The organism is cyanobacterium endosymbiont of Braarudosphaera bigelowii (assembly GCF_020885515.1).
Taxonomy (GTDB): domain Bacteria; phylum Cyanobacteriota; class Cyanobacteriia; order Cyanobacteriales; family Microcystaceae; genus Atelocyanobacterium; species Atelocyanobacterium thalassa_A.
The window spans coordinates 784,721-798,908 of the sequence record NZ_AP024987.1 but is presented as its reverse complement, the minus strand read 5'-3'; the positions used below and the strand labels follow the sequence as shown (position 1 = coordinate 798,908).

Sequence of the window (14,188 nt, the reverse complement as noted above, 5' to 3'; positions counted from 1 at the left end):
TATTCAGGATAATAAAACCAACATTCCATCTCCAAAGGAATAAAAGCGGTACTTCTCCTCAATAGCTATTTTATATAACTCTAGCAACCTATCTCTACCTATCAGAGCACTAACAAGCATTAACAAACTAGATTTAGGAAGATGAAAATTCGTAATCATTCCATCAACTAAGTGCCACTTGTATCCTGGATATATAAAAATATTAGTTTTACCTGAAAAAGACTTTATATCATACTTATTATCTATTGAGGTTACATCTGCCATTCCTTCTAAAGCTCTTACTACAGTTGTCCCCACAGCTATAACTCTTCCTCCACTACTTTTAGTTTTATTAATTTTTTGGATTGTTTGATTTGATACCTCTATCCATTCCTGATGCATTGTATGTTCTTTTATATTATCTGTATTAACTGGACGAAATGTTCCCAGACCTACATGTAAAGTGACATAAGCTTGATTGATTCCTTTTTTTTGCAAATTTTGCAACAATTCTTGAGTGAAGTGTAAACCTGCTGTTGGGGCAGCAACTGCGCCGGGCTTTTGTGCATAAATTGTTTGATACTGAGATGGATTTGCACTAGAGTTAGTGAGATAAGGTGGTAGAGGAAGATGCCCAATTCTTTCTAAGGCTTCCCAAAATTCGCTTTTAGAACTCACATTAAACTTTAATACTCTTCCTCCTGTTTTTTCATCGTGATCTATTACTGTTGCTTCAAGTAGATAATCTTGTTTGAATTCATCTAATACTGCTGTAAATAAAATTTTACTACCAATTTTAAATCTTTTACCTGGTTTAACTAATACAATCCAAGTGAAAGGTTCTTTCTCTTCTAGTAACAAAACCTCAACCTTAGCCCCGGTAGTCTTTTGCCCATAGAGTCTTGCTGGAACAACACGTGTATCATTGAAAACTAGTAAATCTCCAGGTAGTAACCATTTCGGCAATTCGTTAAAAAAGCTATGTACATGAGTATTTGAAGAATTGACCACCAATAAACGTGAAGAATCTCTCGGAACTAGAGGATTCTGTGCGATTAGCTCTGAAGGTAAATGATAGTTATAATTTGATAGTGAATAATCATCATTCATAGGACGGTTTTATCTAAAAAAGGCCATGTTGTATATTCAATATGAATCTTAGGAAGGCTAAAAACTATATAGTATAGTTTTAATCTTTCTTGAACTTCTATTTTTTATTATTAAAATAATAACCTTTTCTGAGTTAAAGCAGTAAAGTCATTTTATTAGACTTCAAGTAGTGAAGTAACCTAGTAAAAGAGATATTAGAAAAAGATTGGATATTTTTTCCTAGTAATTGTAAATTATATTATAGTTTTGAACTAAGCATTTCATATGTGATTCTTAAGTCACCATTATTTTACATATTTTATATTACTTTTAAACAGAATATTACTGATAGTTAATATTATCAGATTAAAAACCAAATTAAAATTTGAAACATTTTAATCATTATATTTAATAACCTTAAAAGATATATTTTAAATGATATTAAAAGGATTTATTAAGTAGTATGAAAATAAGAAAATATACTTTTTATTATTTATATATTTGAAGAATACATTGCTACTCTGTGTTTCTTACCATATGTAAACAATAAAAGCTATTTTTATATGTTAACTTTTATGCCAGAAGTTACGATCAATTCATCAAGATACTTATACTTATTTAAATAAGTATTGTTTAAAATTATCTTTTTTGAGGAGTAATAATATATGAATTTTGTACAGAAAATAGACTTGAAAAATTTTAATTCTTTTCTAATCATTAGAAGCTTTTTAATATGAAGTTTTTCTTTAATAGTGTGCTTACTAATCGTAGGATTTCCCATGGTTATGTTTCTAGCAACTTTTGGTGTTTTAACATCAATTATTCTACAAACAGTTTTACCAATAAGTTCTGTATTATTAGTTGTCGGATCTTTAATCTCTGCTAATCTATTAGTAATTTTTGTAAGTGCAGCTATATTGACAATCAAGGGTATACATCCTCAAGAAGTACACTGGCTAAGATGGTTATATGGCAAAGCAACTCCTATAAATACTTCTGTTTATGCATCATGCCCTTTAACCTGTAATATCGCATAGTGAAATTCAGAAACATATTAATGCTAATAGAAACTTTTTTATCTGTAGTAAATAAAAGCTACCACAATTTAGTTTTCAATTATGGTAACTTTTATAGTACAAATTTTGGTAAGAAAACTAACTACAAAATAAAAAAATACTCTATTATTTGTATGGATTAGACTAGGTAAACTTTAATTATTTTTAATAAAGAGATCATATATTCAGTGTATATAATTTATTTATACTTAGTTTAGTAAGCACCATTGTTTTTTGGGAAAACAATTACTCCAATAGTTTTAAAAATTATCCATAGATCCATAATCCAAGTATGATAATTTACATAATAAACATCAATTTGGACTCTTTGTGGATAAGGAATATCATTGCGTCCCGAAACTTGCCACAAACCAGTAATTCCTGGGCGAATAGTTAAAACCTTTCCTATTTTATCTCCATACTTACAAAGTTCTTCGGTAACTAGGGGTCTAGGCCCAACAACGCTCATATCTCCTTTTAGAACATTCCAAAATTGAGGAAATTCATCTAAGCTAGTTAACCGGAGAAATTTTCCAATCCAAGTAACTCGAGGATCTTCCCTTAACTTAAAATTATTTTCAAATTCAGCTCTAATTTGTGGAGAACTAGCCATTATTAACTCTAATACTTCATCTGCATTCTGAACCATAGTCCTGAACTTAATACATTTAAACTTTTTAAAATTTTTTCCAGCTCTTTCCTGAAAATAAAAAATAGGACCAGGAGAACTAACTGCTATTAAAAAACCTAGTAATAAGTAAAGAGGTAAAAAAATAATCAATACAGATGAAGAAAACAGTATATCAAAAGATCTCTTAATAAATTGGTTACTTAATATATTCTGTAATCGAAATCTACAATAGATTTTTTGAAAATTTGAGGGAATTAATTTTTTTTTTGTTGAAATTTGTAATGTTTTGATAGAAGTAAATTGGTTATTAATAGTCATCTCACCCCTCTAAATTACACCATATTAATTTGTCAGAATTTTACTAGATAAATTACATACATTAATTTAAGTTCATGATGAGGAATTTCTAGTAAAATCTTTATAACATTTTTCTAAAAAAGCTAAATAAGATGTTTCAAAAATTTTAGGAGAAAATTTCTCCGCTTGACGACGACAACTTTCAGGATCTACTTTATGTTGAAAATCTTGGAAAGTTTCAACTGCATCAACAAGAGACTGAACAGTTTGATCTTTAAATAAAATTCCAGTTCCATGTTGTAAGTCTTGTTGAATGTCAATCACAGTTTCTAACGCACCGCCATTTCCATAAGCAATTACTGGGGTGCCGCAAGCTTGAGCTTCAACCAAAGCTATCCCAAAATCTTCACAAGCAGCATATATAAAAGCTTTTGCTTTTGCAACATACTTTTCTACTACTGAATCTTTTTGTGCTCCTAAAATTTGTATATTCGGTTGAGCGATCAGACGAATTTTAGAAATCTCTGGTCCATCACCAATAATAATTAAAGGATATCCTAGCTTATTAAAAGCCTGTACAATTAGGTTAATTTTTTTGTAACTAACTAGCCTGGAAACAGTAACATAAAAATTATCTTTATTAGCAGTAAAGGTAAATCTGTCTATATTTACTGGAGGATATATAACTGTGGCTGTACGGCGATAACAACGCCATATACGATTAGCTGTGTGATTAGAATTAGCTATAAAAAAATCAACACGATTAGCAGAAATAACATCCCACTGTCTTAAATGATGTAATAGATAACGAGTAAATATTCCAGGAATGCCTTTACCTATTAGAGAATTTCTAAGATAGTCAAAGGTCAAATCCCAAGCATAGCGCATTGGTGTATGACAGTAGCAGATATGAAGTTGATGTGGACTTGCAAGTATTCCTTTAGCCACAGAATGAGAAGAAGATAATATTACATCGTATTTTCTTAAATCTAATTGTTCTATAGCTAAAGGTAAAAAAGGTAAATACTTTTGAACGCCGTTATGGGCTAAAGGAAAATATTGTAAGAAAGTGGTTCCAATGGGGCGGTTATAAAGATAACTTTTAGGATTAGTGGATTCAAAGTCAATAAGAGAATAAACATCAGCTTTTACATGCTTAAGAATTTCCTTGACTACTAATTCAGAACCTCCTGTAGCTTTTGGAGTTAACCATTCATGAACTAAGGCGTATTTCATATATAGTTATATATAAATAAAATAAAGTTAAAAGAATACTAAACTTAAACTTTCAGGTTATTTTTACAGTAGAAACTGTTTTTAAAGTAAGAATTTTCTCCATTGTTTTAATAACACTTAACATTTTATACAATCCAAGAAAAATAGTGATGAATAATAATTTATTTTTCTTATACCCTATCAATTAGGAATTGAGTATTCTAAGCTTTACATTTAAGAGATTTTTATAAATAATTGCTAGTGATAGAAGTCTTGCTTTCATACTACATTTAGTATCTTACTTCATAAGTATATAAATATTGTTTTTACTATTTCTTCCATATGATACTTTCTTGATATAAGTTATATGTTTTTAATTCTAGTATCTAATAAATTATTGGCAATTTACATTTTAAATAATTTAGGTTATGACTATAAGAATTACTTTAACTGTTTACTAAGCTTTCCTAATATATAGTTTTAATCCACTTTAAATGTGTAGTTTTAACTGACATTCTTCCTGTAACACGAGGTATAATAATGAACCGATGCATCATGTACAATACTCTCCATAAAGTTTCTATGATTAAACGTAACATATCAACAGTTGTCCAAATTGTTTTATCTTGAGATCGACGTAAACCTATAAATATCCCCCAGCGGGATAGAGACAACATTAATCCTGTCAAACAAAGGACTTGATAGAGATAAACGATAATGGATAACCATCATTATAAGATCAGGAATAGCAGCACTCGGTAAAAGATATTGCATTAATAACGCCTTCTTTTTTAAGAGCAGGATAATCCAAGAATTTAATTTTCCAACCATCTAAATGTAGACGAGTAGTCAAGTCTAAATCATCGGTAATAGTCTGTTTATTTCATTCTCCGCATTTAGAAAAAGCACTGTGACGAACAAATTAGCTATTACGTTCTTAGCCTTCCAATACTATTAATTAATAAGATAAGTTGTTCTTGAAAAAACTATCCAATGCTATTTCTGACAATTATTCTAGACTTCAAAATTTAAGGTTTCGTTAGAAAATCTTTTACGTACCTATACAACACCTATCTCTTCCTATGAAAAATACCATTTAAGGTTTTAGACTTTCCACCTCCTGCTTTAGTAGGTCATGAAAAATATTAATTTGAGGGTATTCTTGAGCCAAATCGTCTAATATATCAACCGTTTTATTAGTACTATAGTCATTTATGATCTAGAGATCGTATTTTTCAGCAACATAATCTAAACTTCATAATTCCGTCACTAATTGATAAACAACAGTCTCTTTGTTTTTTACTGCCACTAACAGGAAAATTGGAGGAATGTGCTTTAAATGTTCGTATGATAAGGATAGTGTTTATCTCCACATCCTAAACTTGACTAATTTGGGAATAAAGAATTTATAGAATTTAATAATTGTTGTCTGTTGTTGTTTATCCAATAGCTTTTAGTCATAGTTTGGTAGTGAATTGAATACGTTGTTAAACAATAAAAGATAATAAAAAAATATTTTTATAAGTATTATTTAATTTGTGATCTATTAATAAATATTCATTTTAAGAATTTGTTATAATCAAGTTGCTGCAATCATAGTTGTGACAAATCTTAAATATTTTATCTATGAGATTATTCTTAATAGTAGTGTTTTTACTAAAAATTGCTTTTATTAATAAGTTTGTTAGTGATAGACCATTATAGTTATTAGTATAATTTATCAGAATTAATCAGTTTATACACTCTTAGTATGATTAGTTTTACAGTTGGATATTGAGCTAACATCAATAATAGTACCAGTAACATAATATTATTATGAAATTGACCATAGGCCAATTTCTAATAATAAAAATATTAGAAGAACCATGACAGCTGATAAGAACTATTTTACAAAGTTATTAAATTAATGCCTAATCAATATTTTGCAACTGTTGCCAGAGGATTAGAAAAAGTAGCTGCTCAAGAGTTAAAAAAGTTAAGCGCTAAGAATATTGAAATTACATTTGCTGGAGTATATTTTCAAGGTGATAAATCTTTGCTATATAGGGCAAATATATGGTCAAGAACTATCCTTCGTTTTTTAATGCCTATTTTTACAATTCAATGTAATGATGAGTTGGAATTATATAATAATGTTAATAAAATAGATTGGTCTCAATTCTTAACAACAGAGCAAACATTTGCAGTAAATTGCACAGGAAAAAACTTAAAGCTAAATCATACTCACTTTACTGCTCTACAAATTAAAAATTCTATTATTGATCAACAGAGGGATCGTTTTAAAGAAAGATCTACCATTGATCCTAAAAATCCTAACATTCTAATAAATGCACATATTAGTGAAAATTCATGCATTCTAAGTTTGGATAGCTCTGGAAATAGTTTGCATAGAAGAGGATACCGCGCAGCTATGGGATTCGCACCTATTAAAGAGAGTTTAGCTGCGGCACTACTGGATATAGCAGAATGGACACCTGATATTTGTTTATTAGATCCTATGTGTGGATCAGGAACTATACCCATTGAAGCAACCTTGAAAAGTTTAAATATAGCCGTAGGTTTAAATAGAAAATCTTTTGGATTCCAATTTTGGCAAGATTTTGATGAAAAACTTTATAAGAATATAATTAACGAAGCAATCAAAAAGCAAAGAAAGAAACTTAAAGCACCTATTTTTGGCAATGATTGTGATTTATCGGTAATAAAACAAGCAAAAGCTAACGCAAAAAAATGTAATATTGAAGAATATATTCATTTTGTTAAAATGGCTTTAAAGGATATTGAAGCGCCTTTCGATAAAGGAATTGTTATTTGCAACCCTCCTTATGGTAAGCGTATAGGAAATTCTCAAGAATTGGGGAAACTATATAAGTTACTAGGTGATATACTCAAACATCGTTTTAAGGGATGGGTAGCCTATATTTTAAGTGAAGATAAAAAATTAACTCAACAGATTGGTTTAAGAGCATCTAGCCGTGCTTCCATTTATAATGGCTCTTTAAACTGTACCTTATTAAAGTATGATTTATATTAAAATTGTTTAGAATTAAACACTACATTGCCGTATTAGAATATCAGTTACCAACCATACTTTTTAAGTAAAAATTATTAAATATATTAATCATCTTGTTTTATAAAAAACATTATACATATTACTATGAAGACAAAATAGCTATTAATACATAAGAGTTAGTGTTAGTTTAAAAAAATCAAAGTTTTATATTGGAAAATTATGGCTAAAATTATACGTCGTAAGTCTTTAGGAATGCATGAAGTATTTGATATTGGCCTAGAGAAAGATCATAATTTCGTACTAAGTAATGGTTTAATAGCTTCCAATTGCTTTAATAAATCTCACTCTACTGCTTATGCTTACATAACCTATCAAACAGCATATTTAAAAGCTAATTACCCTGTTGAATACATGGCTGCTTTGCTGAGTGCGAATAGTGATAATCAAGAAAAAGTAGACAAATATCGAGAAAATTGTCAAAAAATGGGGATTAAAGTTTTACCTCCAGATATTAGTCTTTCTCTAAAAGATTTTACTCCTTCAGGAGACCAAATTCTTTTTGGATTATCAGCAGTAAGAAATTTAGGAGAAGGGGCAATAGATAGTATTTTAAAAGCTAGAAAAAAATTAACCTTAGCCACAAAATTTAAATCTCTGGCAGATTTTTGCTCTAACACTGATTTAAGAACCGTTAATAAAAGGGCATTAGAAACTTTAATTTATTCTGGTGCTTTTGATAGTATTGCTAGTAATCGTAAACAATTAATTAATGACCTTGATTTAGTAATATCTTGGGCACAAAAAAAAGCAAAAGATAAGGAAAGTGGTCAATTAAATCTTTTTGATTTAATTACTAATAGCGTTAGTAATCCTAACTTAGATTTAGAATATGAAGATGTTCCGAGTTCTCCAATAGTTGAAGATTTTTCTTTGCAAGACAAACTCAAATTTGAAAAAGAGTATCTTGGATTTTATGTTTCAGAACACCCTTTAAGAATAGTTAAAGAATCAGTTTCAATACTTTCTCCACTTCCTTTTAACGAGATAATGACTCAAAAAGTTAAAAGAAGAATTACTGTTGTATCCACTATTACTGAAGTTAAAGAATATAAAACTAAAAAGGGAGATCAAATGGCCTTTTTAGTTTTAGAAGATGTTTCCAGCCAAATTGAAGGAGTCTGTTTTCCAAATAGCTACAAAAAAATAAAAAATATTCTAGTAAAAGATTCTGTATTAATTATTTGGGGAAAAGTTGATTTACGAGACGATAAAGTACAAATAGTTATAGAAAATGCTAAAGATATAGATTCTATGAGAATAGTCATTATTAACTTGAGTTTAGAACAGGCAACTAGTCAAGCATCTTGTAATGATTTAAAATCTGTCCTACATGGACATGCAGGAAAAAATAATCAAACTAAAATACCAATTTTTATATTTCTTCAAGATAAAAAAAGTAAAAAATTAATTAGATTAGATGAGAGCTATTGGCCTAATGATGAAAAACTAATTACTAATGCCTTAACCAAACTTAAATTCGATTCATATGCTATTTCTTTACTAGAATACCAAAAATAAAAGATGACATAATTTAGTTTTTATGGAAAACAAATTTGTTTATTAATTAAAAAAATATTCCTCTTATTAGAGGAAAATAACTATTGGACACTTCTTATCCTTCTATATGAATACTCATTTTTGATTCATTTATTTTAGAGCTAATTCAATTAGCTTATCTACTAATTCATTAAAGCTTAATCCTGTTTGCATCCATAACTTTGGATACATACTAAATTCTGTAAAACCGGGAAAGCTATTGATTTCGTTAATAAAAATTTCTTGAGTTTCCTCAACATAGAAAAAATCTACTCTAGCCAACCCTTTACAGTTAATTCCAGTAAATGCCCGAATAGCGATTTGTTGAATTTTTTCTATTATGTGATCTGGTAATTTAGCAGGGATATGTATCTTAGAACTACTGTCTTTATACTTAGCTTCATAATCATAAAAATCATTTTCAAATGTAATTTCTCCTATAACAGATACTTTAGGAATATCATTTCCTAAAACTCCACACTCTAATTCCCTAGCTACAATTCCTTCTTCAATAATAATTCGATTATCATAACTAGCTGCATTTTTTAGAGCAATATCTAATTCATTATGAGAGTAAACTTTTGAAACTCCAACGGAAGAACCTAAATTAGCTGGTTTAACAAAACATGGATATCCAAAGTTGGTTCTAATATCATCAGATAATTGAGAACAATATTTGGTATTAGAATATTCAAAAGTTAAATATTTAACTTGAGGTAATTCCATTTGTGAAAATATCGTTTTCATTATAATTTTGTCCATGCTTACTGCTGATCCTAAAACATTAGCTCCAACAAAAGGAACTTGCATTAGTTTTAGTAAGCCTTGAATAGTTCCATCTTCTCCATTTGGTCCATGTAAAACTGGGAACCAAACATCTATTTGGCTTACTTCGGTTGGAAATTGCCATAGTTGAAATTTATCTTCCTTTTTCAGAGATAATGTCGGTAAAGGTTTTTTTGTTTCTAGAACTTGTTCAGCTATCTTTCCAGCTATCCAAATACCGTTTTTCTGAATATAAATAGGTATGACATCGTACTTATAAGAATTATCACCTGCCTGTAATGCTTGAAGAATAGCCGCAGCTGAATTAATAGAAACCGTATGTTCTTCTGAAGATCCACCAAATAATAAGCCTATTAATATCTTTGCCATTTCTATTTGTTATTTAATTAGTAGTAATCGTAAATTATTGTTATTATATTAATGATTTTGATTTGAAGATAAATAAAACAAGTTATTCTATGAAAGTAATTAATTATCAAGTATGCTTTTGACATAATTTGCCAAAAAATATTAGATTCATTTTACTAATAAGTTCTAAACAAGTTTTAAATTACAAGGTAGTTTCTAATTACTTCAATGAGTGTACTTCCACTCCAAACAGCAACCATAAGAATCGATGCAGATAAGACACTAGCTATTGAAGAAATTACTAGTCCAAGTAAGGTGATACATCCATCATTTTCTTGCAGTCCAAAACCTATCGTAAAAATACCTATTGCAGGTAATGTATTTGTTCCAGGAATAGGAATCATCATAGAAATTGACATCAGCATAATTATTAAGCCAATAAAGATACGTGCGACTGTACTAGTGCAAATATAAGTCATACGAGGATGAGTTAATAACTCGATACGCTTCAACCATGGTTGGCTTTTTTTGATGAAAGTTCTTGCAGTTTCTAATTTTATGGAGCTATTTAATAGTTTTTTAGGAAACCAGGGAATTCTATTTCCTAAAGTAAATTGAAAAGCCAAAATAAGTATTAATATTCCAAAAGGAATTGAATAGCCAGGTGCTGGAATGGGTAAAGCAGAAGGAAGAGATAAAATCACAAATAAAAAGCCGAAAACTCTTTTCCCGGCCAATTTTAGAATATCAAGCAGTTTAATATCATTTAATAATTTCTCTTGTAAAAAGTATTGTTCTAATTCAGTTGATAGTTTAGCCATAATATCTAAATTTAAATATTTATTTTAAAAAATAATGTATGGGACTTGCTTTCTAGGCTCGAGTTTTACAGTCTAATAACTAATTAATATGTTAGTTTTGTTTAGGTCCTAAAGTATTGATAACAATATCTATCTTGTTGAATTTTGAATTTACAGTTTCTTGATAAGTTATCTTAAAAACGCTATGAATGCTAAAACTTTATTCCCATAATATTTTATACTAGATAATTAAGTTCTAAAATTTTCTTAGAACTATTCTTATAATCGATCAACGTCGTTTGAAATAACTTTTTTTGAATTTAGTATCTAATTAAAAAACTTCTCATATTTTATATTTTTATCTTACATATGTAATATTTAAGTGTTATAAAATAGAGGTTATATACTTTATAACATATAGAATATAAAATTCTAATAGAAATTTAATATTCTATATTAAAAAAATTACTCTTATATGTATATTCAACATATTAGCCACCATAAATTAATTAATATATATCAATAAAAATTATTAATATATATTAGCTCTTTTGCTAGTATATAGAAAACAAAAAAACATTTATTCAATAAATTAAAGACTAAATACAATATAAGTTTCATAACTAAAAATATCAAATTAGCTTTAAGATTTTAATATTAAATCTAATATTAAAAGTTCACAATTTTTATATACATTCTTAATTTAACACTAATTTTTAAAAACTTCGATTTATAATTATTGTGTTTACAGATTTTATTTAATTTAACTAAATAGCTTTTTAGTTAAAAACAATATTATTATTAGTTAAATATTCTCTGTGGACATCTTAATGGATTATACTGATCTCGGCTTTCGGCAAAAACAAAATTTAGGACTTTTATTAGGAGTAAGCTTATTTTTTTGGATTAGCATTACAGTTTTATTACCTACTTTACCAACATATGTAGAACATCTTGGTGGAACAAAACCTGAAATTGGTTTGATTATGGGTAGTTTTGCTGTGGGATCATTATTTTCTCGCACACTATTAGGTTATCTAGCTGATACTAAAAGTAGGAAATTAGTTCTCTATATAGGACTTATTATTGCAACTCTGTCTCCATTAAATTATCTTATTGTTCAAACAATTTTTCCTTTAGCTATTGTTCGTGCAATTCATGGTATCAGTATTGCTGCCTTTACTACAGCTTATAGTGCTTTAGTAATAGATTTTTCACCTATAAAACATAGGGGACGAATAATTGGTTATATGAGTTTAGTAACACCCATAGGTATGAGTATTGGTCCTGTATTTGGAGACTTATTAAAAGAGCATTTTGGATATATTACTTTATTTACTGTTTCTGGAAGCTGTGGTCTCTTAGGGTTACTCTTGGTTGCAGCAATGAGAAAAGAATCTAAGCTTAATTATTATGACTCCTCTGATACTGACAATAGTAATTTATCTCATAGCTTTCATAAAATATTATCTAGTCATTCTTTAATTATTCCAACATTAGTTTTATTATTGATTGGATTATTGTTTGGTACCATAATAACTTTTTTACCTCTCTTTTTAGAAGAAAAAGGTTTAGATTTTAGTGCAGGTTTATTTTATACATTGGCTTCTATTACAAGCTTTTTATCACGAATTTTTTTAGGTAGGGTAGCTGATAGATTTGGCCGTGGGCTATTTATTACGGCTAGTATTCTTTCTTATTTCAGCTCAATGATTTTGTTAACTCAGGCGACAGGAAGTCAGCAATTGTTCTTAGCTGCTATTTTTGAAGGGATAGGAGCAGGAATTCTTATGCCTATGATTATTGCTTTAGTTTCTGATCGCTCATCTCCTCAAGAAAGAGGTCAAGTTTATTCTGTTTGTCTAGGTGGCTATGATCTTGGAATAGCCCTTGCAGGACCAATAATAGGTATTTTAGGAAGTCAACTTTCTTATCAAACTATTTTTACTCTCAGTAGTAATTTAGCTTTAGTTGCATTTATTTTGTTTATTAGTCAATCAAATCGCACAATAAAAACATCTTTAGGTTTTGCTATGGGGAAAAGGAAAGACTTGTATTATCTTGAAAATTAATATTTAAATAATCTTAACAAAAAAATGTTTTCAACTAATTTTCAATCTTATTAAATTAAATAAAAATTTAAGAAAGGTTCCAATGTCTTTTTTTAGTTACATTAAATATTCTATGAAAACTAATCAAATATTAGCAATGAATTCTTTAACTGTTCAAATACATGAAGACAAGTATGCCGTATCAGCTGAAGCAGCTAAAATTACACAAAATTATCTTACAGAAATTTTGCATAAGCGAAATGAAGTTACAATTTTATTAGCTACAGGTGATTCTCAAATTAAATTTCTTGAAATTTTAACAAATATAAAAGAAATTGATTGGTCACGTATTAATTTTCTCCATTTAGACGAATACTTAGATATTGATAAAAAACATCCTGCGAGTTTTCGTACTTATCTTCACGAAAAAGTAGAAAAACATATTAAAGCTAAATCATTCCAATACTTATTTGGAGATTCATTAGAACCCTTGCAAGAATGTAATCGCTATTCTAAATTACTAAAAAAACGACAAATTGATATTTGTTTTTTAGGAATTGGAGCTAATGGACATTTAGCCTTTAATGAGCCACAGATAGAAAATTTTAATGATTTTGACTTAGTAAAAATTGTTGAACTAAATATAAAGACTCGCTCATCTCAGGTATATCAAAAACATTTTGAATCCATTGATAAAGTACCAAAATATGCTTTAACTGTTACTATCCCAATGATTCTATCGGCAAAAAAGATTCTTTGCTTAGCACTTGGAGAAAATAAGGCAAAAATTGTCAAAGTGATGTTACGAGAAAACATTTCTTCAAAATGTCCTTCTTCTTTTTTAAGGGAGCATCCTAACGCAGTTTTATTATTAGATAAATACTCGGCTTCACTACTATAAATATTTTAAAAAATTATTTATAAAGCTAATATATACTTTTTATTTAAAAATTAAATTATTTTTTATATGCATATTAATTGCATAAATATCAATTAAATTTTAAAGTTTAGATTTTATTTGTATAGTAAGGTATATTACTTTAATATTTTTTATTCTAAGTTCATAAAAACAAACAATTTTTTAAATAAATTAATGATACTAACGTAATAGTCTTTAAATTCTCTTAAAATAAGAATTTTAGAAAGAAAAAGTAATAAAATGATATAGAAAATTGTTTTTTATGGATTTTACAATTGAGCTGAAATTGTTTATACATAAATACTATAGTGTTTTTTATAATAATTCTTTTTCAAAAAACAAGTTTTTTTGGAACATTCTATTATTGTGATAGTCAGAGTTTTAGACACCTTTAGGTGGTATGGCCCGG

At 28.2% G+C, this 14,188-nt stretch carries 10 protein-coding genes and 1 pseudogene; 5 read left to right on the top strand and 6 right to left on the bottom strand.

The annotated features are described in order from the left end of the window. Positions 1-3 precede the first annotated feature (3 nt). Positions 4-1,089 carry a tRNA preQ1(34) S-adenosylmethionine ribosyltransferase-isomerase QueA gene (gene queA, locus LPC16_RS03370; protein ID WP_040054161.1) on the bottom strand — a complete coding sequence of 362 codons (1,086 nt, stop codon included), beginning with the start codon at positions 1,087-1,089 and terminating at the stop codon, positions 4-6. Between the two features lie 644 nt (positions 1,090-1,733). On the opposite strand from queA, the pseudogene LPC16_RS03365 reads away from it, so the two are divergent. Further along, a pseudogene (locus LPC16_RS03365) lies at positions 1,734-2,105 on the top strand (hypothetical protein). 232 nt (positions 2,106-2,337) lie between these two features. Here the strand turns inward: LPC16_RS03365 and LPC16_RS03360 are convergent. From LPC16_RS03360 to LPC16_RS03350, 3 genes are all read right to left on the bottom strand, one after another. Next, positions 2,338-3,072 carry an undecaprenyl-phosphate galactose phosphotransferase family protein gene (locus LPC16_RS03360; RefSeq protein ID WP_229636802.1) on the bottom strand — a complete coding sequence of 245 codons (735 nt, stop codon included), beginning with the start codon at positions 3,070-3,072 and terminating at the stop codon, positions 2,338-2,340. A gap of 72 nt (positions 3,073-3,144) precedes the next feature. Further along, the gene (locus LPC16_RS03355) at positions 3,145-4,287 is read right to left on the bottom strand and encodes a glycosyltransferase (protein ID WP_040054158.1); all 1,143 of its coding nucleotides are present in this window, start codon (positions 4,285-4,287) and stop codon (positions 3,145-3,147) included. 446 nt (positions 4,288-4,733) lie between these two features. Beyond that, on the bottom strand, positions 4,734-4,943 hold the full coding sequence (locus LPC16_RS03350) for a hypothetical protein (RefSeq protein ID WP_229636800.1): 210 nt from the start codon (positions 4,941-4,943) through the stop codon (positions 4,734-4,736). A gap of 1,229 nt (positions 4,944-6,172) precedes the next feature. Here LPC16_RS03350 and LPC16_RS03345 point away from each other — a divergent pair. Beyond that, positions 6,173-7,300: a THUMP domain-containing class I SAM-dependent RNA methyltransferase gene (locus LPC16_RS03345; RefSeq protein WP_229636799.1), complete on the top strand. Its 1,128-nt coding sequence runs from the start codon at positions 6,173-6,175 to the stop codon at positions 7,298-7,300. Positions 7,301-7,498: 198 nt separating this feature from the next. After that, positions 7,499-8,857 carry a helix-hairpin-helix domain-containing protein gene (locus LPC16_RS03340; protein ID WP_229636796.1) on the top strand — a complete coding sequence of 453 codons (1,359 nt, stop codon included), beginning with the start codon at positions 7,499-7,501 and terminating at the stop codon, positions 8,855-8,857. A 129-nt stretch (positions 8,858-8,986) separates the two neighbouring features. Here the strand turns inward: LPC16_RS03340 and LPC16_RS03335 are convergent, their stop codons facing one another. Continuing rightward, positions 8,987-10,030, bottom strand: a complete 1,044-nt coding sequence (locus LPC16_RS03335; protein ID WP_229636795.1) for a D-alanine--D-alanine ligase family protein — start codon at positions 10,028-10,030, stop codon at positions 8,987-8,989. Between the two features lie 176 nt (positions 10,031-10,206). Beyond that, positions 10,207-10,830, bottom strand: a complete 624-nt coding sequence (locus LPC16_RS03330) for an exopolysaccharide biosynthesis protein (protein ID WP_229636794.1) — start codon at positions 10,828-10,830, stop codon at positions 10,207-10,209. 809 nt (positions 10,831-11,639) lie between these two features. Here LPC16_RS03330 and LPC16_RS03325 point away from each other — a divergent pair. Together LPC16_RS03325 and LPC16_RS03320 are read left to right on the top strand one after the other, a co-directional pair. Continuing rightward, the gene (locus LPC16_RS03325; protein WP_229636793.1) at positions 11,640-12,881 is read left to right on the top strand and encodes an MFS transporter; all 1,242 of its coding nucleotides are present in this window, start codon (positions 11,640-11,642) and stop codon (positions 12,879-12,881) included. 112 nt (positions 12,882-12,993) lie between these two features. Further along, a complete protein-coding gene (locus LPC16_RS03320) occupies positions 12,994-13,761 on the top strand; it encodes a glucosamine-6-phosphate deaminase (protein WP_229636792.1) in 768 nt (255 codons plus the stop codon). The last annotated feature ends 427 nt before the right edge of the window (positions 13,762-14,188 follow it).